The sequence below is a fragment of the Rothia mucilaginosa genome (assembly GCF_964211445.1).
GTDB classification, from domain to species: domain Bacteria; phylum Actinomycetota; class Actinomycetes; order Actinomycetales; family Micrococcaceae; genus Rothia; species Rothia mucilaginosa_E.
Window position 1 is genome coordinate 18,645 of record NZ_CAXOQT010000005.1, and the last position, 25,468, is coordinate 44,112.

Below are 25,468 nucleotides of genomic sequence, written 5' to 3' on the forward strand. Positions count from 1 at the left end.
CGGCAGAAGATTACTTCAGAGCGTCGAGGATGCGCTCGGTGACTTCAGCAATCTCGCCGAGGCCGTTAACTTCCTTGACGATGCCGCGTTCGCGGTAGATTGCGATCAGCGGTGCAGTCTCTTCCTCGTAGACCTTCAGGCGGTGACGGATGACCTCTTCGTTGTCATCGGTGCGACCCTGCTCTGCTGCGCGGTTGAGCAGACGCTCGACGAGTTCGTCGTTGTCTGCAACCAGCAGGAGAACGCGGTCAATCTTCTCGCCCTTGGCTTCGAGGATGGAATCCAGCTCGTGCACCTGGGAGGTGTTACGGGGGTAGCCGTCGAGCAGGAAGCCGTTGACGACGTCGCCCTCCTCCAGGCGTGCGCGCACCATGTTGTTGGTGACGGAGTCTGGAACCAGGTTGCCGGAGTCGATGTACGACTTCGCTTCCTTGCCCAGCTCGGTCTCTTCCTTGATGTTCTTGCGGAAGATATCACCAGTGGAAATCGCGGGAATCTTCAGCGCTTCAGCGATCTTGACGGCCTGGGTGCCCTTACCTGCACCGGGAGGGCCGACGATGAGCAGACGGTTCATCGGAGCAGTCCTTCGTAGTTTCGTTGTTGGAGCTGAGCGTTGATCTGCTTGAGAGTATCAAGACCAACACCCACCACGATCAGCAGCGATGCGCCGCCGAACGGGAAATTCTGGTTTGCGTTGAATAGGATAAGCGCTACCAGGGGAATCATGGAAATTACACCCAGGTAAAGTGCGCCAGGCAACGTAATTCGGTTGAGTACGTAGCTGAGGTAACGCTCGGTGGGCTTGCCGGCACGAATACCGGGGATGAAGCCACCGTACTTCTTCATATTGTCCGCTACTTCCACCGGGTCGAAGGTGACCGCCACGTAGAAGTAGGCGAAGCCAATAATCATGAAGAAGTAGAGAGCAATGTACAGCGGGTGGTCGCCACGCACCAGGTATGCGTTGATCCAGTTAACCCAGTCCGGCGGGGTGGAGCCGTTGGTGGGGGTGTTGAACTGGGCAATCAGACCGGGCAGGGTCAGCAGAGAGGAGGCGAAGATCAGCGGGATCACGCCGGCCATGTTGACCTTCAGCGGGATGTAGGTGCTGGTGCCGCCAATGGTGCGTCGACCAATCATGCGCTTTGCGTACTGCACGGGAATACGGCGAACGGACTGTTCCACGTAAACCACGGCAAGCATGACCAGCAGGCCAATACCGCAGACAGCCGCGAAGATACCCCAACCGTGGGTGCGCTGGATGGAGCCCAGAGCGCTCGGGAAGGAGGAAGCGATGGAGGTGAAGATCAGCAGGGACATGCCGTTGCCGACGCCACGCTCGGTAATCTGCTCGCCCATCCACATGATGACGGTGGTACCCGCACACAGGGTGACGATAATCAGCAGGATGTGCAGTACGTCGTCCTGGGGGATGATGCCGGGGCAGTTACCCAGCAGAACGCCGGAGCGTGCCATCGAGACGATGGTGGTTGCGTTCAGCAGGGCAAGGGCGATGGTCAGGTAACGGGTGTACTGGGTGAGCTTTGCCTGACCCTGCGCGCCTTCATCGTGCAGTTCCTGGAAGCGCGGGATAACCACGCGCAACAGCTGGATGATAATGGACGCGGTAATGTACGGCATCACGCCGAGGGCAAAGATCGAAAGCTGCAACAGTGCGCCACCACTGAAGAGGTTGACGATATCGTAGACGCCACCGCTCGTAACATTGGCGTTCAGACACTGCTGTACATTTCCGTAGGAAACGCCTGGCGCGGGGATGAAAGTGCCCACGCGGTACAGCACAATCATTGCCAGGGTAAACAGCAGCTTACGCCGCAAATCGGCGGTCTTGACGACTCGCCCGAATGCGCTCAGCACATGTCCTCCTGTAAGTCTATGGGGCGCCCAACCCTCTCAAAGAGTTTTAGGGCGCAGTAAACACATCTTCCAGTCTATCGTGTTTGGAGCGAGTAACGATAACTCCCTAGCAGATTATGTAGCTTTTATATTCTCTTAGCGTGATTTTTGAACACCAAATGTGGCGTACACCAAGCGTTCAAATATACGAATACAGGAATATGACCCTGTTGTGAATCTTTTCAGGCAGCAAAAAGCCCCCGCCGTACAGCGTACGAACGGGGGCTTTCTCGTCTTGAAGACTACTTAACGGTTACAGAACCGCCAGCGGCCTCGATCTTCTCGATAGCGGAAGCCGATGCCTTGTCGACAACAACGTTCACCTTGACGGAGATTTCGCCGTTGCCCAGAACCTTCACGAGCTCGTTCTTACGAACGGCACCCTTAGCAACCAGTGCCTCGACGGTAACGTCGCCACCGTTGGGGAACAGTTCCTGGATGCGGTCCAGGTTAACAACCTGGTACTCGGTGCGGAAGGGGTTCTTGAAGCCGCGCAGCTTCGGCAGGCGCATGTGCAGCGGCAGCTGGCCGCCTTCGAAGCCTGCACGAACCTGGTAACGTGCCTTGGTACCCTTGGTACCGCGACCTGCGGTCTTACCCTTGGAGCCTTCACCGCGGCCAACGCGGGTCTTTGCCTTGTGGGCACCCGGTGCCGGGCGCAGATCGTGAATCTTGATAGCTTCTGCCATCTTTACTTGACCTCCTCAACCTTCACCAGGTGAGCAACGGTGTTAACCATGCCAACGGTGACGGGGTCAGCAGTGCGGACTACCTTGTTGCCGGGGCGCTTGAGGCCCAGGGAACGCAGGGTGTCGCGCATGTTCTGCTTCTGACCAACATAGGACTTGACCTGGGTGATTTCCAGCTTTGCGTCGCTGGGCTGAATACGCTTGGCCATTACTACGCACCTGCCTTTTCAGACTTGGTGTTGCGCAGGTAGCTGGGGATAACCTCATCGGTGGGCAGGCCACGGCGGGCTGCCACTGCCAGGGGCTCCTCGAGCTCCTTGAGTGCTGCAACAGTTGCGTGAACGATGTTGATCTGGTTCGAGGAACCGAGCGACTTGGACAGCACGTCGTGAATGCCTGCGCACTCGAGTACTGCACGCACGGGGCCACCTGCGATAACACCGGTACCAGCGGTTGCCGGACGGAGCATCACAACGCCTGCAGCTGCCTCACCCTGCACGCGGTGCGGGATGGTGCGGCCTTCGATGCGGGGAACGCGGAAGAAGTTCTTCTTTGCTTCCTCGACACCCTTGGAGATTGCTGCGGGAACTTCCTTAGCCTTACCGTAGCCAACGCCGACCAGGCCGTTACCGTCACCAACGACGACCAGTGCGGTGAAGCTGAAGCGACGACCACCCTTGACGACCTTGGAAACGCGGTTGATGGTCACAACGCGCTCGATGTACTTGTCCTTCTCCTCCTCGCGAGCGCGGTTGTTACGGCGCTCACCACGGCCACGACGCTCGCCGCGGTTGTTGCGGCGCTCCTCGCGCTGGTTGGAGGTCTCAGCGGTTTCAGCTACTACTGCTTCGCTCACCTGAGTTTCCTTTACGTTCTGCTCGCTCATTAGAGTGCAAGACCTCCCTCGCGTGCACCGTCAGCAACGGCTGCAACACGGCCGTGGTACTTGTTACCACCGCGGTCGAACACGACTGCCTCAACACCAGCTGCCTTGGCACGCTCTGCAACGAGCTCACCAACGCGCTTTGCCTTAGCGGTCTTGTCCAGGTCAGCTGCACGCAGCTCTGCTTCCATGGTGGAAGCGGATGCCAGGGTTACGCCCTTGACATCGTCGATAACCTGAACGAACATGTGACGGGTCGAACGGGTGACGCACAGGCGCGGACGCGCAGCGGTACCCGAAACGTACTTGCGGATGCGAGCGTGACGACGTGCACGCTGCGCTGCCTTCGACTTGATAGCCATGTTTACTTACCAGCCTTTCCGACCTTGCGGCGGATGTGCTCACCTGCGTAGCGAACACCCTTGCCCTTGTAGGGATCGGGCTTACGCAGACCACGAATGTTTGCTGCAACCTGACCAACGAGCTGCTTGTCGATACCCGACACGGTCAGCTTGTTAGCACCCTCCACTGCGAAGGTAATACCCTCGGGAGCGGTGATGTTGATCGGGTGGGAGTAGCCCAGAGCGAACTCCAGGTCGTTACCCTTCGGGGTCACACGGTAACCGGTACCAACGATTTCCAGCTTCTTCTCGTAGCCGGAGGTAACGCCGATAATCAGGTTCTGAATCAGGGTACGAGTCAGACCGTGCAGCGAGCGAGACAGGCGCTCGTCGTTCGGGCGAGATACAACGATCTCGTTTTCGTTCAGAGCCACGGTGATGGGGGAAGCTACCTTGTGGGAGAGCTCGCCCTTGGGGCCCTTAACGGTGACCAGGTTGCCATCGACCTTAACCTCAACGCCGGCGGGAACCGAGATGGGGAGACGTCCAATACGTGACATTATTCTCTTCCTTTCTCTTCTAACCGACTACCAGATGTAAGCGATGACTTCGCCGCCCACGCCCTTCTTCGCAGCCTGCTTGTCAGTGAGCAGACCCGAAGAGGTGGACAGGATTGCGATGCCGAGGCCACCCAGAACCTGGGGCAGGTTGGTGGACTTTGCGTAGGTACGCAGGCCCGGCTTGGAAATACGACGCACGCCAGCGATGGAACGCTCGCGGGACGGACCGTACTTGAGGACGAGGGTCAGGGTCTTGCCGACCTTTGCATCCTCAACCTTCACGTCGGCGATGTAGCCCTCAGCCTTCAGGATCTCAGCAATGCGAGACTTCAGCTTGGAGTAGGGCATGGATACGGTGTCGTGGTATGCGGAGTTTGCGTTACGCAAACGGGTCAGCATATCTGCGACCGGATCAGTCATAGTCATTGTGGGCTTTTGCCCTTCCTCGTTGTGGTTTCCCTACCCCGCGGTAACGGGGTCTGGACCTGCAACGTAGTCGTTAGTTGGTCTTGAACGGGAAGCCCAGTGCCTTCAGGATTGCACGGCCTTCGTCGTCGGTCTTCGCGGAGGTCACCACGGTGATATCCATACCACGCACGCGGTCGATCGAGTCCTGATCGATTTCGTGGAACATGGACTGCTCGGTCAGACCGAAGGTGTAGTTACCGTTACCGTCGAACTGGCGGTCCGAGAGGCCGCGGAAGTCGCGGATTCGGGGCAGTGCCAGGGTGACGAGGCGGTCCAGGAATTCCCACATGCGGTCGCCACGCAGGGTGACGTGTGCACCAATGGGCATACCTTCGCGCAGCTTGAACTGTGCGATGGACTTCTTAGCGCGGGTAACAATCGGCTTCTGACCGGTGATTGCGGTGAGATCGCGGATTGCGCCATCCATGAGCTTTGCGTCGCGAGCTGCCTCGCCAACACCCATGTTTACGACGACCTTAACGATCTTCGGGGTCTGCATGACGTTCTCGTACTTGAACTCTTCCTGCAGAGCGGGAACGACGACCTCAGCGTACTTGGTCTTGAAGCGGGGGGTGATCTTGGTTTCGGTCATTAGATGTCCTTACCCGAACGCTTAGCAACGCGCACGCGAACGGTGCGCTCCTTGCCGTCACGCTCTACAGTCTCGAGGCGGAAACCAACACGGGTCGGCTTCTTGGTCTCGGGGTCAACAATCGCAACGTTAGAAACGTGGATCGGTGCCTCAACCTTCTGAATGCCGCCTGCTGCGCCGGTCAGGGGGTTAGCCTTGGTGTGCTTGGTGACGACCTTGACGCCCTCAACAATCACGCGGTTTTCCTTGGGGAGAACCTTCAGAACCTTGCCCTGCTTGCCCTTATCTGCACCGGAAATAACCTGAACCAGGTCGCCGGACTTGATCTTAGCCATGAATTAGAGCACCTCCGGAGCCAGCGAAACGATCTTCATGAACTTCTTGTCGCGAAGCTCACGACCCACGGGGCCGAAGATACGGGTACCACGGGGATCACCATCAGTGTTCTTCAGGATCACTGCGGAGTTCTCGTCGAACTTGATGTAGGAGCCGTCGGGACGACGGGTTTCCTTCTTGGTGCGGACGACGACTGCCTTGACAACGTCACCCTTCTTTACGGTACCGCCGGGGATTGCATCCTTGACGGTTGCGACAATGATGTCGCCGATGCCTGCGTAGCGACGCGAGGAACCACCGAGAACACGGATGGTCAGGATTTCCTTCGCACCAGTGTTGTCGGCGACCTTCAGTCGCGACTCCTGCTGAATCATATTTCTCCTGTCGTCTCGCCGGTTCCGACTCGCTTTAGGCGCGAGCCAGCCTTGCGGAACATTTTTACGGGATTGGTTGACGCCCCGGGCCCCAGCTCTAGGGAAGGGGTTAGCGGAAACGCCTGGGGCAAACCCATGCCAGAAGCATTTGGACCCGCGTGAAGCGGGCGTATCCACCCGTAAGTAGCGGCATTATGCACTGGCACGAGAAGCCCGTGGTTGCGCGGCTATTTGGATACAGCCACACAGTCTTAACACTGTACAGGAAGCAGGTATCTAGCGCAAGGGCTTATTAACTATGATTTCGGTCTCCGCTACCCTATCCCCCGAGGTAGCTATGCATTGGAGATAAAAAACCTCATATCCCACATCACCATCGAACGAGAAGGTCTCTTATTTGATACTTAAAGCAGGAGGCCCCTTCGTGTAGTTCCTGACGCATAAGAAACTGAAGGGGCCTCGAGAAATCTACCAAACAATGTGTCAAACAAGGATGGTAGATATCTATATTTTACTACGTTTTAATATGCCTCCACGACAAACTTGCCGCAGGGCTGGCGAGAGATCACGGCGGTTCCGCTCCTTACGCAAACGTGCATACGACGCTAGAGCACAGCAGACACGACGTTGGCGACTCAGCCGCTCTTCACACAGCAACTAGGGCATATATACTTTCGCGATACCGTCACGAACGATAGGGCGAGGCGGTTCTCCCGGCCGAGCTTCTTCTGCCGCCTCGTAGTATTTGCCAGAGTTCGCCTCCAGCACATAGGGAACCTCAACTGCAGGGTAGTCTCCTGCTTTATCGATAACAATGACACTCCCGTCCTTCAACAGGACCTGGTGATTAATGCGGGTGGGAGCCACCTGCACGGTGTCAATAATGGCTCGATTGAGCGTATTGATGACAGTAATAGTTCCGCCACCAGCAACTGCCGTCTCCCCCTTGCCACCGAAATCAGCAACATAGAGCAGGTGACGTTCTGCATCGAGCAAGATATCGGTGGGCATTTTGCCGAACGGAAGATAAGCGAGGTGCTCACCCTCAAAGCTCAGAACATACAGACCGCCATTCTTACCCTCGCGCCCTTGCGCAGAGACATATAGTTCACCGCGCGTCGAATCAATCTCCACGCCGTGTACACCGACTGGAGTATTGGTATCTTCCCCTCCAATTACGGGTAGCCTGCGCACGAGCTCCCAGGTATTCATATCCACAACCCAGATTTCATCTCGCATAATATTCGGGATGTACAGGAGGCTACGGGTTTCATCCGCTACGGGCCCTAGCAGCATGGCGGGACTTTCCCCTTGAAGGGCGCTAACCTTACGCTCCCCTTCTGCGTTGGGCGCAGAAATCACTTGGTAGCCACCCATGCCGGTAACGAGCACGGCACCGTTGGGTGCGACGTATAGCTCGCGCGGAGTCAGCATCTCTACTCCTAGAGCGAGAGAATCCCATACGAGCGATAGATCTTTTTGGGAGTATGCGGTGACCGAGTCTGTACGCGTTCCTCCGGTCCAGAGAAGCCCCCGTTCGTTGTCTGCGGCTAGGCCGTAGGCAGCTTGAATCTGGAAGAGGCTTGCTAGTTCGGGGTTATTTTCCGGGATAGCGGGCAGAACAGCTGTCTTCTCAATTTGCAGGGTATCTGCGTTTATGCGAGCAATTGTGGCGCAGAGAGTGCCGTGGGTCTTTGTATGGTTATAGCTTCCGCTTACAAAAAGAACGTTCTCTTCAGAGTTGTATGCCACTTGATACTGACCAGCGAGTCCCGCAGAACGAGCCACGGAAAAATGCTTATTATCGAGCGTATTTTTCTGTCCTTCTCCTGCGACAGAGGGAACCATGAGCATCTCCAGAGTTGTGTAGTTTGGAGGCTAGCTCGCCTATATTTTGCGGGCTTAGCATCCGAGGCTTTTGCTGTATATCTTACGCTTTGCCCACCACTTTGAGGCTTTTCTAGCACAGTCCATACGCTGTACCGTTCGTTATCGAGACGTCCTATATTGGCACCATGTGCCACTCTCCCCCATGCTCTGAACGGGGCAAATTTACCCGACAAAAGCTATAACATTCTACATATAGTTAGCATGAAAGATATCTATCTAGAGATACTGGCACCTTACAGAATCAGTAGACCTATTATGAGCCGGCTAGAGCCATAGATTTCGTAACATTTCGTCACTTCTGACCCTTCTCAATACAGCAGTCTAAAAAAATCTGCTTAAAAATTTAGAAATTAAGGATTGTTTTTTCAAAAATCAAGTTTTTTGGTAAAAAACGCGCTTCAAGGTGCGAAAATCAGCGAGATGTACCATAATAGAAGAGACGCATGCGTCAAACAAGAGGTTCGGTCCTTATCGGACAGATTTCTTGGGTCCCTTTTTCCTCGCTAATCCGTTTGTCTAGGGACCGAACCTCGCTTTGACACTAAACCCGCACTTCGGTGCGGGTTTTCTTTGTATCTGAGCCGCTAAAATCAATATTCCGTTTTCTTAGACTGTTAACTCGTCAAATAGGGACTGGCGAGCGCAGTAGAAGAGTGCTTCTCCTCCGTCATCACTTACCTGGTCTTGTCCTTGCCCCTCCCTAGACACAGGCATATAAACACTGAAAGGGGCGGTACCCATCGGTTCGATGGATACCGCCCCTTTCAGCGCGTATCGGCAGTTTCAGAGAGTCAATCGGGTTCTTGAATATCTAGCAGATCCCGGTCCGCCCCTTCGCCTCTACCGAGCAGTGGTATCGTGGGTTGCCACAGCCTATGGGCTATGCCTTGCGGCGACGTGCTACCAGCACGGTTGCACCAACGACCAGGGCAAGAACGCCGATTCCTGCAGCGACGACAACGCCCGAAGCACCGGTGTTAGCCAGCGAAGACTTCGAGGAGCTCGAGGCGCTGGAGCCGTTGTTGGAAGAGGTGACGTTCTGCGACGAAGAGCCGGAGGTCTTCGGTGCGCTGTTGGGTACGTTGTTGTCCTTCTTCTGCGCCTCGGACTTCAGAGAATCTGCAGGAGCCTTGTTCTGATCCTTCGCAGGGTTCTCGTCCTGCTTCTTTACCTGGTCCTTAGAGTCTGCCGGTGCGGAAGGCTCCGGGACAGAGGGGTTAGAAGGAGAGGTCTTGGCATCGTTATTCTGCTGCTGGTTGCTGGTCGTAAAGGTGTATTCAACGGCCACGCCACCACGTGCGTTATCGTTCTCAGCCAGGGATCCGGAGAGCAGGTAAATAGCTACCTTATCGCCGTTCTGCAGCTCTTCCTTCAGGTTAGAGTTTGCGACGGTCGGACGGTCGATAGTCGCGGTGAAGTTACCGTTCTCATCGGCCTTAATGTATGCCCACACTCCCGAGCTGTTAGCTTCTGCGCCCTCCAGCTTAGGCTCTTCCTTAGCAGAGATAGCACCCTTGTTCAGCTTGACGGCGATGACGGAGCCCTTGCCGTCCTTAGTCTTGAAGCCTTCACCACGGAAGGTCAGCTTCTGGCCGTCCCAAGTCTTGGGGAAGTAGACCTTAGCGCCGTCCTTGTACTTGTGTACAACTTCGTTGGATTCTGCGCTTTCGGAGGGTGCCGGGGTGCTGGGTTCGGGCTTTGCAGACTCGCTCGGAGCCGGAGTGGGCTCGTCGCTATCAGGCAGGCTCAGCTTAGTTCCGGCGGGGTAAGTGGTAGTCACGCCAGAAGGAGTAGCAGCGACCTGGGTGGTTTCTGCCGGTGCGCAGGTCTCAGCGGTGTCTGCCTTCTTCTCTGCAACAGTTGCGGAGAGCGCTTCGCCACCGCGAGGAGTGTCACCTTCAACGACGGAGCCGGAGAGCAGGAAGACCGATACCTTATCGCCGCTCTTCAGATTTTCCGTCAGGCTGGAGTTCTCGGTGGTCGGGTACGGCAGTTCAGCGGTGAAGTTACCGTTTTCATCTGCCTGGATGTACGCCCAAACACCTGCGCTGTTGCCCTCAACGCCGTTGAACTTCGGCTCTTCCTTCGCGGAGATACGACCCTTGTTCAGCTTAACGGCGAGCACGGAGCCCTTCGAACCGTCCTGAGTCTTGAAACCTTCACCGCGCAGCTTCAGGGTTTCACCTGTGGTCCAGTCCTTCACTGCGTAGAGCTTAGCGCCGTCGGCGTAGGTCTTCACCAGCTCTTCAGAAGCAGTCTGCGCTGCCGGCTTTGCGGCAGTTTCAACGGTGGTGTTAATCTTCACCATGACGCCGGGGGTAATCGGGGAATCTGCGTTGTCCTTGCCCTTAGGCTCGGTGCTAGAGGTGCGGTATTCACCGGTGGTCTTATCGATGGTGTAGTCGGTTTCGATAGCGGAAGCGCCTTCGACGCTACGTGCTACAGCGTATGCGCTGCCGTCTGCGGTCACCAGAACGTCATTCGCGCCGCTAGTTGCGCCGGTGGACACCTGAGAAACAACGGTTCCGGTTCGTGCGTCAACAACGCCGACATTACCGGTACCGTAATCGGTCACGTACAGCAGGTCGCGGGCTTCGTCAGAGGTGATGGCAAGAGCCTGGGTACCGAAAGGAATAGTCTTCTTGTAGGCGCCGGTTTCCAGGTCGTAGACGGTGATACCAGAGTTAGTACCCTTACGGTCACCCTGGGAGCTAACGTAGATTTCCTTCAGAGACTTGTCGATAGTGACGTCAGAGGCGTTCAGGTCGGCTTCAGCATTGTCCTTGTGCAGCTGAATGGTCTTCTCGACCTCGTAGCTCTTGGTGTCGATTACCTTCACGGTGCCGGCACTCAGGGAGGGCACGTAGAGCTTACCATCGGCGGAGTCTACGTGCATGTTCATTGCGATGTCCGATTCGCCCTTGGCATCGGTGAACTCGATCTTCTTGACCAGAGCGTGACGAGTGGTGTCGAAGACGCTAATGCCGCCGGAGCCAGATACAAATACCTTGCCGCTGGAAGGATCGATACGTACCTCACGCGGGTGGTCAACGTCGCCTTCTGCGCTGCTCCAGATAATCTTGTTGGTCGCGGGATCGAAGACAGATACCTTGTTAACGCGGGTCTGGGTAACCCATACGTATCCGGTTGCCTCGTCGTAGGCGATACCGTAGGGAGATTCGATCTGCTTACCGGTCGGTGCGGTAGCGCCACGTGCGGTGAAGTCGGTGGTCGGGAACTGGTAGACAGTGGCAAGGCTCGGGTTAGATGCAACGTTCCAGGTGCCGACACCACCGGTCAGTACCGGCGGGCGGCCGGAGGAGAAGGAGGTGTAGAGGGAGGAGGTTGCCGCAGAGTATGCCAGCTGGTACTGGCCGGGCAGGCCCTGGTACTGGGTAGCGCTCACTGCGATGTGGCGGCATTCCTCAGCAGAGGTCTGGGAGTTTCCTCCGGGGACAGAAGCGGAGACGTTTGCCGCAAAAGTAGCGGGAACCGCAGCGAAAGAACCTGCGACAACGGAAAGTGCGCCAGCAACGGCGAGCAGCTTACGTGAGGGCTTGGGTGAAGAAGTCATGCTGATCCTCGATGATGTGTAGTGGTACTTCTCCAAAGGTCGTGCAACCTCCGGAAGATGCATAGCTAAGCCCCTAATGATTAGGCAAGGCTAGACTAAGCAACTATAAAGTTGATAATAAGTGCCTCACTAGGTTATTTTCAAGCAGCTTTTATCAGCGTCCACGCTTCTCACGATTCTTTTAGTCATCGTCGCTATCCTCCAAAAGCCCCGTAGACACGCTCCACAAGGGGATTTCTTCCTCCAGCTCAAGCTACGTGGCTCTTTGATAGCGTTGTCCGGCAAAAGTGACCACTTTTCTATGTGACGTCTTCAAAAGTTTTATGACAAATATTTATCCAGTCTTTTATTACCTCCGCTGTCGGTTCTAGGCTTCACAGAATAGCCCGCTTCTGTCTCCCCTACAGAGGTTAAAACAAAGAGCCCCTATCCTACCTAGGTAGGATAGGGGCTCTTTTACTGCTCTAGCAGAGAGTCCTTAGAGGGCTTACTTAGCCTTCTCCAGGATCTCCACGATACGCCAGCGCTTGGAAGCGGACAGCGGACGGGTCTCTGCAATCAGAACGAGGTCACCGATACCAGCAGTGTTCTGCTCGTCGTGTGCCTTGATCTTGGAGCTACGGCGAACGACCTTGCCGTACAGTGCGTGCTTCACGTGGTCCTCGACCTCGACGACAACGGTCTTGTCCATCTTGTCGGAGACAACGTAGCCGCGGCGGGTCTTGCGGTAGCCGCGCTCTTCGTTCTTTACTTCACTCACTTGGACTCACCTTCAGTTGCGGGACGAATACCGAGCTCGCGCTCACGCAGCACGGTGTAGATACGTGCGATGTCGCGCTTGATAGTGCGGCGACGACCTGCGTTAGCCTGACCGGTGACTTCCTGGAAGCGGATGTTGAAGAGTTCCTTCTTCGCTTCGCTCAGCTTTGCAGCCAGCTCTTCGTTGGAGAGCTCTGCGAGCTTATCGATGCTCAGGTCCTTGGATCCTACTGCCATCTCGCTTATTCACCACCTTCGCGGCGACGCACAACACGTGCCTTCATCGGGAGCTTGTGGATTGCCAGGCGCATTGCCTCGCGAGCCACTTCTTCGGACACACCGGAGAGTTCAAACATGACTCGACCCGGCTTGACATTTGCGACCCACCACTCGGGCGAACCCTTACCGGAACCCATACGGGTTTCAGCGGGCTTCTTGGTCAGCGGACGGTCGGGATAAATGTTAATCCAGACCTTACCGCCACGCTTGATGTGACGGGTCATTGCGATACGTGCAGCCTCAATCTGGCGGTTGGTCACGTATGCGGGCGACAGGGCCTGAATGCCCCACTCACCGAAGCTAACCTCGGTGCCGCCCTTTGCGAGACCATTACGCTTGGGGTGGTGCTGCTTGCGGTACTTTACTCGACGGGGAATAAGCATTTATGCCTCACCGTTCTCTGCAGTCTTGGCCTCGACCTTTGCCGAAGCGTTCTCGTTGCGGCGCTCGCGACGAGGACCACGGTTGCCCTGGCGGCGGCGGTCACCATCGCGGCGGTTGCCACGGCGGTTGTTTGCTGCCTGCTGAGCTGCCAGCTCCTTGTCGGTCAGGTCGCCCTTGTAGATCCAGACCTTCACGCCGATGCGACCGAAGGTGGTCTTAGCCTCGAAGAAGCCGTAGTCGATGTTCGCACGCAGGGTGTGCAGGGGCACACGGCCTTCGCGGTAGAACTCGGAACGGGACATTTCAGCGCCACCCAGACGGCCGGAGCACTGGATACGAATACCCTTTGCGCCTGCACGCTGTGCGGACTGGATTGCCTTCTTCATGGCACGGCGGAATGCAACACGCGATGCGAGCTGCTCTGCGATGCTCTGTGCAACCAGCTGAGCGGAGAGGTCGGGGTTAGCAACCTCGAGGATGTTCAGCTGAATCTGCTTGCCGGTGAGCTTCTCGAGCTCGCCGCGGATGCGGTCTGCTTCTGCGCCACGGCGGCCAATCACGATACCGGGACGAGCGGTGTGGATGTCCACACGCACGCGGTCACGGGTACGCTCAATCTCGACCTTTGCAACGCCTGCGCGATCCAGGTTCTTTGCCAGCAGCTCGCGAATCTTTACGTCCTCGCGGACGAAGTCAGCGTAACGCTCGCCGGGCTTGTTGGAATCAGCGAACCACTTGGAGACGTGGTCAGTGGTGATGCCCAGTCGGAAACCGTTCGGGTGAATTTTCTGACCCATTTAGCGGTCCTCCTCCTTCTCCGGGGTAGCAACTACCACGGTGATGTGGCTGGTGCGCTTGTTGATTCGGTATGCACGACCCTGAGCGCGGGGCTGAATGCGCTTCATGGTCGGGCCTTCGTTCACGAATGCTTCGCTGATGAACAGCTCTTCCTCGCGGAAGGGCAGACCCTGCTGGGTTGCCTTCTGACGAGCGTTAGCTACTGCCGAAGCAACGATCTTGTATACCGGTTCCGAAGCTGCCTGGGGGGCGAACTTCAGAATCGCCAGAGCCTCTTCCGCCTGCTTACCACGGATCAGGTTGACGACACGGCGGGCCTTCATAGGCGTAACGCGAACGAAACGCGCTGATGCCTTGGCTTCCATTGCCTATCTCTCTTTCGTCTATTGCCGAAAGGGAAACGTTAGCTTATCGGTGTGAACCGATTAGCGACGCTTGCCCTTACGGTCGTCCTTCACATGGCTGCGGAAAGTGCGGGTCGGAGCAAACTCGCCGAGCTTGTGACCAACCATCGACTCGGTGATGAACACCGGCACGTGCTTGCGACCGTCGTACACTGCGATGGTGTGACCGAGCATGTCGGGGATAATCATCGAGCGACGCGACCAAGTCTTGATTACGTTCTTGGTGCCCTTCTCGTTCTGAGCTGCAACCTTCAGGTAGAGGTGCTGATCAACGAAAGGGCCCTTCTTCAAACTACGAGGCATGTTTCAGGCTCCTTAGCGCTTCTTGCCAGTACGACGGCGACGAACGATGAGCTTGTCGCTTTCCTTGTTGGGACGACGGGTACGACCCTCGGGCTTACCGTTGGGGTTAACCGGGTGACGACCACCGGAGGTCTTACCTTCACCACCACCGTGCGGGTGGTCAACCGGGTTCATGACCACACCACGGACGGTCGGGCGGATGCCCTTCCAGCGGTTACGGCCAGCCTTACCCCAGTTGATGTTGGACTGCTCGGCGTTGCCGACCTCACCAACGGTTGCGCGGCAGCGAACATCCACGTTGCGGATTTCGCCGGAGGGCAGACGGAGCTGACCGTACTTGCCTTCCTTAGCAACCAGCTGTACAGAAGCACCTGCGGAGCGAGCCAGCTTTGCGCCGCCACCGGGACGGAGCTCGACACAGTGAATCACGGTACCAACGGGGATGTTGCGCAGGGGCAGGTTGTTACCGGGCTTGATGTCAGCTGCGGGACCGGACTCGACGATGTCGCCCTGAGCGAGCTTGTTCGGAGCGATGATGTAGCGCTTGGAACCATCGAAGTAGTGCAGCAGTGCGATGCGAGCGGTACGGTTGGGATCGTACTCGATGTGTGCAACGCGTGCGTTCACGCCGTCCTTGTCGTGACGACGGAAGTCGATCAGACGGTACTGGCGCTTGTGGCCGCCACCCTTGTGACGGGTGGTGATGCGACCGGTGTTGTTACGGCCGCCGGTCTTGTGAAGCGGACGAAGCAGGGACTTTTCCGGGGTGGAGCGGGTGATCTCGGAGAAATCAGCAACGCTCGAACCGCGGCGACCCGGGGTCGTCGGCTTGTACTTACGAATACCCATTTAGATATTTCTTCCTTCGTTAAAGTGGTCTCCGCGGGGCTTATGCCTGCGGACCGCCGAAGATGTCGATGGTGCCTTCCTTGAGGGTCACAATCGCACGCTTGGTGTTCTTGCGAGCGCCCCAACCGAAACGGGTGCGCTTGCGCTTGCCCTGACGGTTGATGGTGTTGACGGAAGCAACCTTGACGTCAAAGATCTTCTCGATGGCCTGCTTGATTTCCAGCTTGTTGGAATCGGTAGCGACCTCGAAGGTGTACTTACCTTCGTCGAGCTGACCGTAGCTCTTCTCGGAAACGACGGGAGCGATGATCACGTCGTATACAGACTTGGTGGAAACGCTCATTACTTAGCGCCCTCCTTCTTCTGAGCTGCAGCAACGAATGCGTCGAATGCTGCCTTGGTGAAGACCACGTCGTCCGAAACCAGCACATCGTAGGTGTTGAGCTGGTCTGCGTACAGAACGTGGACGTTCTCCAGGTTACGTGCGGACAGAGCCACAACGTCCTCTGCACGAGCAATCACAAGAAGGATGTTCTTGCGCTCGGTGATAGCTGCGAATGCAGCCTTTGCAGCCTTGGTCGAGGGGGTTTCACCGGAGATGAAGTTCTCGACAACGTGGACGCGGTCGTGACGAGCGCGATCGGAGAGAGCACCGCGCAGTGCAGCGGCGATCATCTTCTTGGGGGTGCGCTGTGCGTAGTTACGCGGGGTCGGACCGTGAACAACGCCACCGCCGGTCATGTGCGGTGCACGGATGGAGCCCTGACGTGCGTTACCGGTACCCTTCTGCTTGAAGGGCTTACGGCCTGCACCGGAAACCTCGCCGCGGTTCTTGGTCTTGTGGGTGCCCTGGCGTGCAGCAGCGAGCTGTGCAACGACAACCTGGTGCAACAGGGGCACGGATGCCTGCGCGTCGAAAATCTCTGCGGGCAGGTCTACCTTAAGGGTCTTAACAGCCATGATGTATTAGGCTCCCTTCACAGCGGTACGAACCAGAACAACGCCGCCCTTGGGACCGGGGATTGCGCCCTTGATCAGCAGGACATTGTTCTCTGCGTCCACACCCTGGATAGTCAGGTTCAAGGTAGTGTGACGTGCTGCGCCCATACGGCCAGCCATGCGCATACCCTTGAACACGCGTGCGGGGTAGGATGCGCCACCGATGGAACCGGGCTTACGGTGGTTCTTGTGCTGACCGTGAGATGCGCCAACACCCTTGAAGCCGTGACGCTTCATAACACCTGCGAAGCCCTTACCCTTGGTCTTACCAACGACGTCGACCTTCTGGCCTGCTTCGAAGAGCTCAACGGTCAGTTCCTGACCGAGGGAATACTCAGAAGCATCTGCGGTACGCAGCTCGACGATGTGGCGACGGGGGGTAACACCGGCCTTCTCGAAGTGACCAGCCAGGGGCTTGGTAACCTTGCGAGAGTCGATTGCACCGAAACCAATCTGAATAGCTTCGTAGCCATCAGTTTCCTGGTTACGGATCTGGGTAACAACGTTAGAATCAGCCTTGACGACGGTGACGGGCACGAACTTGCCGTCCTCGTCCCAGACCTGGGTCATGCCGAGCTTGGTGCCCAGCAGGCCCTTCACCTGGCGCTCGAATTTGTTAGTCATTAGATGCGATCCTCTACAGCTTGATCTCGATGTTTACGTCTGCCGGCAGGTCAAGACGCATGAGGGCATCAACAGCCTTGGGGGTCGGATCAACAACGTCGATCAGACGCTTGTGCGTACGCATCTCGAAGTGCTCGCGGCTGTCCTTGTACTTGTGGGGAGAACGAATAACACAGTAGACGTTCTTCTCGGTCGGCAGCGGCACGGGGCCAACTACAGTTGCGCCTGCGCCCTTGACCGTTTCGACGATTTTCCGTGCCGAAGAATCGATGACCTCGTGGTCATAGGACTTCAGACGGATGCGGATTTTCTGTCCCGCCATCTGTCGGACTCTCTTTCTTGATGTATTCCCTGTATCGGAGCTTTTGCCCCTTTGTTATAGCGCTTAAGGAACGCGATATATTCATCACGTGCGCCACTCAGAACGGACTGAATCCGGCTTTGCCGGGTTCCTCACCCCGTCTGAGTACCGACCCCCGAACTCGGGCGTGTCGCCTATTGTCTAGACAAACTCGTCCCGTCATCCTTCGGACCGGGTCATACGTGGGCCTACCTTTAGTGCAGGTAGACGCTTTGACAACGTCGTCAATTCTCTCAGAGATAGAGCCCCGATGCAATACGAACACAAGTTAAGTGCTTAAGAACACTTAACTATTTCTGTCAACCTGAGGATACTCCCGCGATGTAACTCTCAGGGAGCTTTCAATCTACTTTCAGTAAGTTCCATGCACTTTATTGCTCTTAATAAAGCTTTTAGGTCTAAAGACTCTCGTATCGTAGAAGTATCACTACAGCCTAAGGAGAAACCATGTCTCAGCCGACACAACCTCATCAGGCATCCTCTAGCTCTCACTCTTCGTCTCAGAGCCCTCAGCATGTTCAGCCGCAAGGTCTCGGCTTGTACGTTCCCCCGTCCCTGTCGGGTCCGTATCCTCAGCCTCCTGCGCAGCGACGCCGGGTCAATGAGGATATCTTCCTCAATATTGTTCTGTACATTGGTTCGCTCCTGCTCATTGGTGCTGCGGGCCTTTTTGTCACTTCGGTGACTTCTTCTCAGGATGAAACAGCTATCTTCCGTGTCCTCGCAATGGCGCTTGGAGCAATTGTCTTCTACGGAGCAGGTCTGCTCACCTACCGTTTTGTGGAACGCCTGCGTATTGCCTCCTATTCTTTTGCAGCAACGGGTCTTGCGTTTATTCCTCTGACCGGCGTTGCTATCTATGTCCTTAAGATTTGGACTGAAGGACGCTACATCTGGCTTCTCACGTCTCTGGTGGGCACGGCAGCCATTGTTGGAGCCTGCGCCCTCATGCGTAACCGTGTGATGGCGTACCTGCTGATTTCGTTCATCGTTTCGGACTCGTTGGCAGCTACGAAGGTGGCGGCCCTGCCTTTCGTTTGGTATTTCGTTTCTCTGACTGCCGTTGCCACTGTTCTGGGTTTGATTCTGCATTTTGCGCCGAATGCTGCTCCGAAGGGTATCCGCGAAGGTCTTGTTGATTCCTCGCGTATTTTTGTCCCGGCTACTGCCGTCGCTATTTTCTTCTTCACCAACGATCTGAGCTACACGGATGCGGGTATTGCCTTTGCGGTTATGTCTGTGCACGCCATTCTGTTCACCTGGCTGAACGGCACGGCGGATTACTACGCCCAGGCACGCATCTACCCGATTGCGTCCATTCTCTCCTTCATCATGGACTCGGATCACGGCCCGTGGTTCCCCAGCTTCTTCTTCGTCTCGGTCCTGGTTGTTAACCTGATTTCTGCGTACGTATTTATTCCTCGTCTGCAGAAGACTATTGCTGGTTCTGCTCCTGCTGCTGATGAACAGCTCGAGCAGGTGCAAAGCACCCCGGCTATCCCCTGGGCGAAGGAATCTATTCACCAACCCGCTCGCAAGATGGAGTGGTTGCCTGCCATCGATGCATGCGTCGGCGTATTCTTCTCCTTCTTTGCTCTCCTTGATGCCTTCTACACTGCTCATGGCGCTGATAGCGTTATGTACGCAACGCGCTGGAGCGCCTTCCTTCCCTACGCAGAAGGCAATCAAGGTATCTTCCCCGCCCCCTGGGTTATCGGTGTCCTCTGCATCGTGAGCTTCTTGCTGTACCGCAAGGCAATTCAGCCTCTGGTGCTCATGAGTTTTGTAGCGCTCATCCCGGTCATTGGCATGTATGCTTCCCCTGGCAACCAGGGAACGTTCTACCTCTTCTTTGCCGCGGCTGTAGTCATCTATCTGGTCACTGCTAAGGCTCCCGAGGCACGTACTGCTGGAGCAGTACTGAGCAACATCGGTTATGCCATTGGTATGATTCAGCTCTTCCTCGCTCTCATTCCTGAGATGCAGACTTCTGAGTCGCTTTTGATGTTTGCATTGGTCTGCGCCGCTATTGCGCTACTGACTTTTGTCCTCTCTCAGGGCGTTGCAGCGCAAAACGCAAGCTACCGTCTTGTAGAGATGTCGGTCTACCTCTTCTTGGGCGTTTTTGCTCTCTTCGTTGGGTACGTAGCTAACCATGCTGATGGCGGAGCACATGGCCGATTCTGGGTTGGTTTCCCGCTTTTCTCGGGTGCCGTCCTCTTCTTGGGCGTCCTGAGCGCTCTTATTCTGGCCCGCGCGCTACGACTTTCGGATGTTGGATCCTTCCGCTCCACGCTTGTCATGTTTGTCCGTATCGCGTTCTACGCGACTCTGCTTATCGCGACGATTGGCTCGCGACGCTACCTGCTGTACGACTTGCATAAGGAGTACATTGCTGTAGCGCTGCCGGCGCTCCTGACCGTCGTTTATGGTGCGCTTGGTTTCTTTATGCCGGTTGGCTCTTCGATTCGTTCGGAGCTACTCACCGTTGCGCGATTCCCCATCTGCTGGTCGGTCATTCTGCTCGCAATCAGCGGCAATATGAAGGAATCCATTGTAGACTTCCTCGTACTTGCCCTGCTGGCGGTTCAGGCTCTGTGCAGCGTACTACTCTACGCGTACTCCAAGCGAAACTACGAAGCATACGCGGCGGCGATTTTCTTCACGCTCGGTTCTGTCCTGAGCGCAGGCCGTTTCATTGGCGACTTCGATGATCTGCTGTTCGCAGTAGCAACTCCTGCCATCTTCATCGCCGTGTGGACGCTTGCCCTCATCTTCAGGGTCCCCCGCATGCAGGTTGGTGCCTCCATCAGCATCACAACTTTCTGCATCGGTTCTCTGTGGAATCTCTTCAACACACGAACCAGCACAATGGAAATGACTCTTCTGGGCTATTACGCTCTGTTTGCCGTTATCATCCTGTTCGTTCTGAAGGTCACGCTCCCGGTTGAGGTCTTCGGTGTGAACGCTAATGTTCGTCCGCGCATCGCTGTCCCGGTCGGTAATACGATGGTTGATTTGCCGATGCACGGCCCCTTGGGTGCCCCCTACGCGCGTTTCCTGTCTCGTCGTCCCCTGAGCCAGAGTATCTACGCACCTGTCAATACGCTGCTGATGATTCCCGCTCTGGCGACGCTGGGGTTCTACACTTTCGTTGGGCTGGTTTTTGAGCCCAAGCAGGTGGAGCTCAACGCGCTTCTCTGGGCTCTAGGCGCTCTGTCCTTCGTGTCTGTTACCAAGGCTAAGAACCTGCCGACCATCTGCACCACGGCGTTCAGTCTCTTCATCGCCCGCCTGGTCATTGATTACTCGAAGTCCAATCCTCTGAGCGTCGTTCTTGAAGTTGCTCTTCTGATTCTGCTGGCTGTTGTGGCAGCCAAGGTTCTCAAGAACTTCATCGCAAAGAGGCCTGTAGATGAGCAGGTATCGGATTCTCCTCTGTACTGGGCTTTGGGCCTGCAGGTATTCCTCACCCTGGTAACGTGGGCAGTTCCCGCTGACGGTCCGGATATCGTGGTACTGGTACTCGGCATCGCTCTGACTCTTCTGAGCGCTCTGTTGCTCGACCGAGTCTGGACCTATATCGCAACTGCTCTGGTCACCCTCGACCTGGCAATTTTGCTCAACGGTTTGAACCCGCTGACCCTGCTGATCATCTCGATTTTGCTTATTGCCGGCGTTATCTGGCGTCTACTGGTGCGGCAGAATAAGCAGGATGCAGTAGCTCCGCACCAGGGTTCTGAGCAGCTCGAGGATTTCTCGCAGCCTCAGAACCAGCCGGGTATATACCCTCAGGGCAATATCCAGGCGCAGCAGCCTCCGGCTCCTCAGCAGGGATACCTGCCTCGCAACGAGGAAAACATCTAGCCATAGGCTCATGTAGGTTCTGTTCCTGCAGCATTCTGTAGTAGGATTACCTATGTCCCTTCCGAGGGGCAGTCATTCGAATTGCGGTTCCCAGCCTTCGGGCTGGGAACCGTTTTTCTTTACCCCATGTAGCGTTTGTCGAGAGGCTCAACTTACCGCCTAGAGATACTATCGCCTGCCGCGAACGATGCTCCTAGCGCCTTTCAGCGGGCCTTCAACAACCTATCGCGCGCTTCCCTAACGTACACAGCTTCTGAGGATCCGGTGAGACAGCCTAAATATAGTTTGTACCGTTCTCTTCTTACATGTCTCTGCTGTCTGTTTACAGGGCAGCGTGGAGGCTGGTACGCCTTGCTGTATGGATCTTAGGGGCTATTGCTACGTCCGGCGTCCCCGTTCGTTTCTCCTGTAGGCTACGCTTTCGCTTCAATCGCCTGAGACTCCCCTTGGCCAGGTGCTTGATAGCTTGTATTAGACGTCCACGGGCTTTTAGGGCCCCGCTCTCCTCCCGTAGCAACGCCTCTCCCTTCTCCGAAGCTCCTATCAGACAGGAGCAGCTAGGGCGAGCCAGGAAAAAGAGCATAACAAAAGGACCCCCGCAGATGCGGGGGTCCTTGAGTATCGCTACCTGATGGAGAGCATCCTCTCCGGCAGATCTCTAGCGAATTGTCGTAAATTTACGGCAATTACTTGATGATCTTGGTAACGCGACCCGAACCAACGGTGCGGCCACCCTCACGGATAGCGAAGCCGAGGCCCTCTTCCATTGCGATGGGCTGGATCAGGGTAACGGTCATCTCGGTGTTGTCACCGGGCATAACCATCTCGGTGCCCTCGGGGAGGGTGATAACGCCGGTCACGTCAGTGGTACGGAAGTAGAACTGAGGACGGTAGTTGGAGTAGAAGGGGTTGTGACGGCCACCCTCATCCTTGGAGAGGATGTAGACGTTTGCCTCGAACTCGGTGTGGGGGGTGATGGAGCCCGGCTCCACGACAACCTGACCACGCTCAACATCGTCACGCTTCAGACCACGCAGCAGCAGACCACAGTTCTCGCCTGCCCATGCTTCGTCGAGCTGCTTGTGGAACATCTCGATACCGGTAACGGTGGTCTTCTGGATCGGGCGGATACCGACGATCTCGACCTCGGAGTTGATCTTCAGGGTACCGCGCTCTGCACGACCGGTAACAACGGTGCCACGACCGGTGATGGTGAAGACGTCCTCGATGGGCATGAGGAAGGGCTTGTCCTTCTCACGCACGGGGTCCGGAATGTAGGTGTCGACTGCGTCCATGAGCTCCTCGACCTTAGCAACCCACTCGGGGTCGCCTTCGAGAGCCTTCAGTGCGGAAACGCGAACAACGGGAGCGTTGTCGCCGTCGAACTCCTGCGAGGAGAGGAGGTCACGGACCTCCATCTCGACGAGGTCGAGGAGCTCTTCGTCGTCAACCATGTCTGCCTTGTTCAGTGCAACCAGCAGGGTGGGGACGCCAACCTGGCGAGCGAGCAGAACGTGCTCGCGGGTCTGTGCCATGGGGCCGTCGGTAGCTGCAACCACGAGGATTGCGCCGTCCATCTGAGCCGCACCGGTAATCATGTTCTTGACGTAGTCAGCGTGGCCGGGAGCGTCAACGTGTGCGTAGTGGCGCTTCTCGGTCTGGTACTCGATGTGAGCAATGTTAATGGTAATACCGCGCTGGCGCTCCTCGGGAGCGGAGTCGATCATACCGAAGTCGCGCTTCTCGTTCAGGTCCGGGTACTTGTCAGCCAGAACCTTGGAGATTGCTGCGGTCAGGGTGGTCTTACCGTGGTCAACGTGACCAATGGTACCGACGTTAACGTGAGGCTTGGAGCGCTCGAACTTAGCCTTAGCCAAGAGTGTTCCTCCTAGAACGATTGAAAACATGCACGCGGATCTTCGCTCCGGCGCATCCCGTTATAAAACGGTCTAGCGTCTACAATAGCGGATTACGCCGCAGAGATGAAACTGTTCATGCTCTCAATAATGGATTTAATTGAAAATTTTGGCGTGGGCCACAGGTTTTTAGCCCGTGGCCCACGGGTGAGACGCGGAAATTACTCGCCGCGGCTCTTCTGAATGATCTCGTCAGCGACGTTCTTGGGAACCTCGCCGTAGCTGTCGAATGCCATCGAGAACACTGCACGACCCTGGGTCTTACCACGCAGGTCGCCAATGTAACCGAACATTTCGGTCAGGGGCACGATAGCCTTGATGATCTTAACGCCGGATGCGTCCTCCATGGAACGAACCTGGCCACGGCGGGAGTTCAGGTCGCCGATAACGTCGCCCATGTACTCCTCGGGGGTACGAACCTCAACGTCCATCAGCGGCTCGAGCAGGACCGGGTTAGCGCGCTTAGCGCCTTCCTTGAAGACCATCGAACCAGCGATCTTGAACGCCATTTCGGAGGAGTCGACGTCGTGGTAAGCACCGTCGATCAGGGTTGCCTTCACGCCCACCATCGGGTAGCCAGCGAGGACACCGAACTTCATAGCGTCCTGGATACCAGCGTCGACCGAGGGGATGTACTCGCGAGGAACGCGGCCACCGGTGACCTTGTCCTCGAACAGGTACAGCTCTTCGCCGTCCAGGGGCAGGGGCTCGAAGGAGACCTGCACCTTTGCGAACTGACCGGAACCACCGGTCTGCTTCTTGTGGGTGTAGTCGACCTTCTCGACTGCCTTCTTGATGGTCTCGCGGTAAGCAACCTGAGGCTTACCAACGTTAGCCTCAACCTTGAACTCACGCTTCATACGGTCAACGATGATGTCCAGGTGCAGCTCACCCATACCACCAATTTCGGTCTGACCGGTTTCTTCGTTCAGCGAAACGGTGAAGGTGGGGTCCTCAGCGGAAAGCTTCTGGATAGCGGTGGACATCTTCTCCTGGTCGCCCTTGGTCTTGGGCTCGATAGCCACGAAGATCACGGGGTCGGGGAAGGTCATCGACTCGAGAACGATCGGGTGTGCGGGGTCACACAGGGTGTCACCAGTGGTGGTGTCCTTCAGACCAATCGCAGCGTAAATGTGACCTGCAGTGATCTCCTCAACCGGGTTCTCCTTGTTGGAGTGCATCTGGAAGAGCTTACCGATGCGCTCCTTCTTACCCTTGGTGGAGTTCAGAACCTGCTGGCCCTGAGCTGCGGTACCGGAGTACACACGGGTGTAGGTCAGCTGACCGTAGAACGGGTGAGCTGCAACCTTGAACGCCAGTGCTGCGAAGGGCTCCTCAGCGGATGCCTTACGGGTCAGCTTCTCTTCCTCGTTGGAGGGGTTGGAACCGACAACGTCCGGAACGTCCAGCGGGGAGGGCAGGTACTCAATCACAGCATCCAGCATGGGCTGAACACCACGGTTCTTAAATGCAGAACCACAGAGAACGGGGAATGCCTCGCCTGCAATCACGAGCTGACGGATACCAGCCTTGATCTCGGGGATGGTCAGCTCGCCCTCTTCGAGGTACTTCTCCATGAGTTCTTCGCTGGACTCAGCAACAGCCTCAACCAGCTCAGCGCGGTACTGCTCAGCCTTCTCGACCAGGTCAGCGGGGATGTCCTGAACCTCGTAGGAGGCACCCATGGACACGTCACCCTTGGCGTCGCCGGGCCATACGTATGCCTTCATTTCGAGCAGGTCAACGACACCGATGAAGTCGCTCTCAGCACCGATGGGGAGCTGAACAACCAGCGGGCGAGCGCCCAGGCGGTCGATGATGGTCTGAACGGTGAAGTAGAAGTCCGCACCCATCTTGTCCATCTTGTTGACGAAGCAGATACGGGGGACGTCGTACTTGTCAGCCTGACGCCAAACGGTCTCAGACTGGGGCTCAACACCTTCCTTGCCGTCGAACACAGCAACTGCGCCGTCGAGGACGCGCAGGGAGCGCTCAACCTCAACGGTGAAGTCGACGTGACCGGGGGTGTCGATGATGTTGATCTGGTTGTCCTTCCAGAAGCAGGTGGTTGCTGCGGAGGTAATGGTAATACCTCGCTCCTGCTCCTGAGCCATCCAGTCCATGGTGGAAGCGCCGTCGTGGGTCTCACCAATCTTGTGGTTAATACCGGTGTAGAACAGAATGCGCTCAGTGGTGGTGGTCTTACCGGCGTCGATGTGCGCCATAATACCGATGTTGCGGACCTTGTTAAGGTCGGTGAACACGTCAAGTGCCACGTTATTCTCCCTAAATGAGATACTC

At 56.5% G+C, this 25,468-nt stretch carries 27 protein-coding genes; 1 reads left to right on the forward strand and 26 read right to left on the reverse strand.

Annotation, left to right across the window (positions count from 1 at the left end; translation table 11 throughout):
* Positions 1-10: 10 nt before the first annotated feature.
* The 24 genes from AB8E48_RS01935 to rpsJ all read right to left on the reverse strand — a co-directional run bounded on the left by AB8E48_RS01935 (position 11) and on the right by rpsJ (position 17,345).
* Positions 11-574, reverse strand: coding sequence for an adenylate kinase (locus AB8E48_RS01935; protein WP_049327567.1), 564 nt, complete (start codon positions 572-574; stop codon positions 11-13).
* Positions 571-1,878, reverse strand: a complete 1,308-nt coding sequence (gene secY / locus AB8E48_RS01940; RefSeq protein WP_070633781.1) for a preprotein translocase subunit SecY — start codon at positions 1,876-1,878, stop codon at positions 571-573. Before secY ends, AB8E48_RS01935 begins: the two co-directional genes overlap by 4 nt.
* Before the next feature lie 281 nt (positions 1,879-2,159).
* Positions 2,160-2,606 (reverse strand): 50S ribosomal protein L15, encoded by a 447-nt coding sequence (gene rplO / locus AB8E48_RS01945; protein ID WP_005505008.1) that lies wholly within the window; start codon positions 2,604-2,606, stop codon positions 2,160-2,162.
* Between the two features lie 2 nt (positions 2,607-2,608).
* The gene (rpmD, locus tag AB8E48_RS01950; protein ID WP_004005265.1) at positions 2,609-2,815 is read right to left on the reverse strand and encodes a 50S ribosomal protein L30; all 207 of its coding nucleotides are present in this window, start codon (positions 2,813-2,815) and stop codon (positions 2,609-2,611) included.
* Positions 2,816-2,817: 2 nt separating this feature from the next.
* Positions 2,818-3,462 (reverse strand): 30S ribosomal protein S5, encoded by a 645-nt coding sequence (gene rpsE, locus AB8E48_RS01955; protein WP_171840195.1) that lies wholly within the window; start codon positions 3,460-3,462, stop codon positions 2,818-2,820.
* A gap of 29 nt (positions 3,463-3,491) precedes the next feature.
* Entirely contained in the window at positions 3,492-3,851 is a 360-nt protein-coding gene (rplR, locus tag AB8E48_RS01960) for a 50S ribosomal protein L18 (protein WP_005505006.1), read from the reverse strand.
* Positions 3,852-3,853: 2 nt separating this feature from the next.
* A complete protein-coding gene (rplF, locus tag AB8E48_RS01965; protein ID WP_005505004.1) occupies positions 3,854-4,390 on the reverse strand; it encodes a 50S ribosomal protein L6 in 537 nt (178 codons plus the stop codon).
* A gap of 27 nt (positions 4,391-4,417) precedes the next feature.
* Complete coding sequence (gene rpsH / locus AB8E48_RS01970; protein WP_049331925.1) at positions 4,418-4,816, reverse strand: 30S ribosomal protein S8; 399 nt, start codon at positions 4,814-4,816, stop codon at positions 4,418-4,420.
* Positions 4,817-4,889: 73 nt separating this feature from the next.
* On the reverse strand, positions 4,890-5,450 hold the full coding sequence (gene rplE / locus AB8E48_RS01975; protein WP_070819400.1) for a 50S ribosomal protein L5: 561 nt from the start codon (positions 5,448-5,450) through the stop codon (positions 4,890-4,892).
* The gene (gene rplX / locus AB8E48_RS01980) at positions 5,450-5,785 is read right to left on the reverse strand and encodes a 50S ribosomal protein L24 (protein WP_005504988.1); all 336 of its coding nucleotides are present in this window, start codon (positions 5,783-5,785) and stop codon (positions 5,450-5,452) included. Before rplX ends, rplE begins: the two co-directional genes overlap by 1 nt.
* A 3-nt stretch (positions 5,786-5,788) precedes the next feature.
* A complete protein-coding gene (rplN, locus tag AB8E48_RS01985) occupies positions 5,789-6,160 on the reverse strand; it encodes a 50S ribosomal protein L14 (protein WP_005504986.1) in 372 nt (123 codons plus the stop codon).
* Between the two features lie 657 nt (positions 6,161-6,817).
* Entirely contained in the window at positions 6,818-8,008 is a 1,191-nt protein-coding gene (locus tag AB8E48_RS01990; protein WP_368885593.1) for a YncE family protein, read from the reverse strand.
* Between the two features lie 922 nt (positions 8,009-8,930).
* A complete protein-coding gene (locus tag AB8E48_RS01995) occupies positions 8,931-11,624 on the reverse strand; it encodes an LPXTG cell wall anchor domain-containing protein (RefSeq protein ID WP_368885594.1) in 2,694 nt (897 codons plus the stop codon).
* 487 nt (positions 11,625-12,111) lie between these two features.
* A complete protein-coding gene (gene rpsQ, locus AB8E48_RS02000; protein ID WP_060824425.1) occupies positions 12,112-12,384 on the reverse strand; it encodes a 30S ribosomal protein S17 in 273 nt (90 codons plus the stop codon).
* On the reverse strand, positions 12,381-12,620 hold the full coding sequence (gene rpmC, locus AB8E48_RS02005; protein ID WP_005504969.1) for a 50S ribosomal protein L29: 240 nt from the start codon (positions 12,618-12,620) through the stop codon (positions 12,381-12,383). Before rpmC ends, rpsQ begins: the two co-directional genes overlap by 4 nt.
* Positions 12,621-12,625: 5 nt before the next feature.
* Positions 12,626-13,045 carry a 50S ribosomal protein L16 gene (gene rplP / locus AB8E48_RS02010; RefSeq protein ID WP_044150210.1) on the reverse strand — a complete coding sequence of 140 codons (420 nt, stop codon included), beginning with the start codon at positions 13,043-13,045 and terminating at the stop codon, positions 12,626-12,628.
* A complete protein-coding gene (gene rpsC / locus AB8E48_RS02015; protein ID WP_049331911.1) occupies positions 13,046-13,843 on the reverse strand; it encodes a 30S ribosomal protein S3 in 798 nt (265 codons plus the stop codon). It abuts the gene before it with no gap.
* Positions 13,844-14,209: a 50S ribosomal protein L22 gene (gene rplV / locus AB8E48_RS02020; protein ID WP_005504964.1), complete on the reverse strand. Its 366-nt coding sequence runs from the start codon at positions 14,207-14,209 to the stop codon at positions 13,844-13,846.
* Positions 14,210-14,269: 60 nt separating this feature from the next.
* Positions 14,270-14,551: a 30S ribosomal protein S19 gene (rpsS, locus tag AB8E48_RS02025; protein ID WP_004005282.1), complete on the reverse strand. Its 282-nt coding sequence runs from the start codon at positions 14,549-14,551 to the stop codon at positions 14,270-14,272.
* A 12-nt stretch (positions 14,552-14,563) separates the two neighbouring features.
* A complete protein-coding gene (gene rplB, locus AB8E48_RS02030) occupies positions 14,564-15,400 on the reverse strand; it encodes a 50S ribosomal protein L2 (protein WP_005504961.1) in 837 nt (278 codons plus the stop codon).
* A gap of 40 nt (positions 15,401-15,440) precedes the next feature.
* Entirely contained in the window at positions 15,441-15,743 is a 303-nt protein-coding gene (gene rplW, locus AB8E48_RS02035; RefSeq protein WP_005504959.1) for a 50S ribosomal protein L23, read from the reverse strand.
* On the reverse strand, positions 15,743-16,360 hold the full coding sequence (gene rplD / locus AB8E48_RS02040) for a 50S ribosomal protein L4 (protein ID WP_005504957.1): 618 nt from the start codon (positions 16,358-16,360) through the stop codon (positions 15,743-15,745). Before rplD ends, rplW begins: the two co-directional genes overlap by 1 nt.
* A 6-nt stretch (positions 16,361-16,366) precedes the next feature.
* Positions 16,367-17,023 carry a 50S ribosomal protein L3 gene (gene rplC / locus AB8E48_RS02045; RefSeq protein ID WP_294628513.1) on the reverse strand — a complete coding sequence of 219 codons (657 nt, stop codon included), beginning with the start codon at positions 17,021-17,023 and terminating at the stop codon, positions 16,367-16,369.
* 13 nt (positions 17,024-17,036) lie between these two features.
* Positions 17,037-17,345, reverse strand: coding sequence for a 30S ribosomal protein S10 (gene rpsJ / locus AB8E48_RS02050; protein WP_004005287.1), 309 nt, complete (start codon positions 17,343-17,345; stop codon positions 17,037-17,039).
* A gap of 576 nt (positions 17,346-17,921) precedes the next feature.
* On the opposite strand from rpsJ, the gene AB8E48_RS02055 reads away from it, so the two are divergent.
* The gene (locus tag AB8E48_RS02055; RefSeq protein ID WP_368885595.1) at positions 17,922-21,251 is read left to right on the forward strand and encodes a Fe2+/Zn2+ uptake regulation protein; all 3,330 of its coding nucleotides are present in this window, start codon (positions 17,922-17,924) and stop codon (positions 21,249-21,251) included.
* Positions 21,252-21,937: 686 nt separating this feature from the next.
* On the opposite strand, the gene tuf is transcribed toward AB8E48_RS02055, so the two are convergent.
* The gene (gene tuf / locus AB8E48_RS02060; protein WP_005508397.1) at positions 21,938-23,128 is read right to left on the reverse strand and encodes an elongation factor Tu; all 1,191 of its coding nucleotides are present in this window, start codon (positions 23,126-23,128) and stop codon (positions 21,938-21,940) included.
* A gap of 200 nt (positions 23,129-23,328) precedes the next feature.
* Positions 23,329-25,443: an elongation factor G gene (gene fusA, locus AB8E48_RS02065; RefSeq protein ID WP_368885596.1), complete on the reverse strand. Its 2,115-nt coding sequence runs from the start codon at positions 25,441-25,443 to the stop codon at positions 23,329-23,331.
* Between the last annotated feature and the right edge of the window lie 25 nt (positions 25,444-25,468).

Coding starts and splice junctions, on each gene's coding strand:
- rplV (WP_005504964.1), bottom strand. CDS start 14,209: ATGGAAGCCAAGGCATCAGCGCGTTTCGTTCGCGTTACGCCTATGAAG.
- rplC (WP_294628513.1), bottom strand. CDS start 17,023: ATGACTAACAAATTCGAGCGCCAGGTGAAGGGCCTGCTGGGCACCAAG.
- rpsH (WP_049331925.1), bottom strand. CDS start 4,816: ATGACTATGACTGATCCGGTCGCAGATATGCTGACCCGTTTGCGTAAC.
- rplD (WP_005504957.1), bottom strand. CDS start 16,360: ATGGCTGTTAAGACCCTTAAGGTAGACCTGCCCGCAGAGATTTTCGAC.
- rpsC (WP_049331911.1), bottom strand. CDS start 13,843: ATGGGTCAGAAAATTCACCCGAACGGTTTCCGACTGGGCATCACCACT.
- rplE (WP_070819400.1), bottom strand. CDS start 5,450: ATGACCGAAACCAAGATCACCCCCCGCTTCAAGACCAAGTACGCTGAG.
- rpsJ (WP_004005287.1), bottom strand. CDS start 17,345: ATGGCGGGACAGAAAATCCGCATCCGTCTGAAGTCCTATGACCACGAG.
- rpmC (WP_005504969.1), bottom strand. CDS start 12,620: ATGGCAGTAGGATCCAAGGACCTGAGCATCGATAAGCTCGCAGAGCTC.
- AB8E48_RS01935 (WP_049327567.1), bottom strand. CDS start 574: ATGAACCGTCTGCTCATCGTCGGCCCTCCCGGTGCAGGTAAGGGCACC.
- rplP (WP_044150210.1), bottom strand. CDS start 13,045: ATGCTTATTCCCCGTCGAGTAAAGTACCGCAAGCAGCACCACCCCAAG.
- rplW (WP_005504959.1), bottom strand. CDS start 15,743: ATGAGCGTTTCCACCAAGTCTGTATACGACGTGATCATCGCTCCCGTC.
- rplO (WP_005505008.1), bottom strand. CDS start 2,606: ATGGCAGAAGCTATCAAGATTCACGATCTGCGCCCGGCACCGGGTGCC.
- AB8E48_RS01995 (WP_368885594.1), bottom strand. CDS start 11,624: ATGACTTCTTCACCCAAGCCCTCACGTAAGCTGCTCGCCGTTGCTGGC.
- rplF (WP_005505004.1), bottom strand. CDS start 4,390: ATGTCACGTATTGGACGTCTCCCCATCTCGGTTCCCGCCGGCGTTGAG.
- AB8E48_RS01990 (WP_368885593.1), bottom strand. CDS start 8,008: ATGGTTCCCTCTGTCGCAGGAGAAGGACAGAAAAATACGCTCGATAAT.
- rpmD (WP_004005265.1), bottom strand. CDS start 2,815: ATGGCCAAGCGTATTCAGCCCAGCGACGCAAAGCTGGAAATCACCCAG.
- rpsS (WP_004005282.1), bottom strand. CDS start 14,551: ATGCCTCGTAGTTTGAAGAAGGGCCCTTTCGTTGATCAGCACCTCTAC.
- rplB (WP_005504961.1), bottom strand. CDS start 15,400: ATGGGTATTCGTAAGTACAAGCCGACGACCCCGGGTCGCCGCGGTTCG.
- rplX (WP_005504988.1), bottom strand. CDS start 5,785: ATGGCTAAGATCAAGTCCGGCGACCTGGTTCAGGTTATTTCCGGTGCA.
- rplN (WP_005504986.1), bottom strand. CDS start 6,160: ATGATTCAGCAGGAGTCGCGACTGAAGGTCGCCGACAACACTGGTGCG.
- rplR (WP_005505006.1), bottom strand. CDS start 3,851: ATGGCTATCAAGTCGAAGGCAGCGCAGCGTGCACGTCGTCACGCTCGC.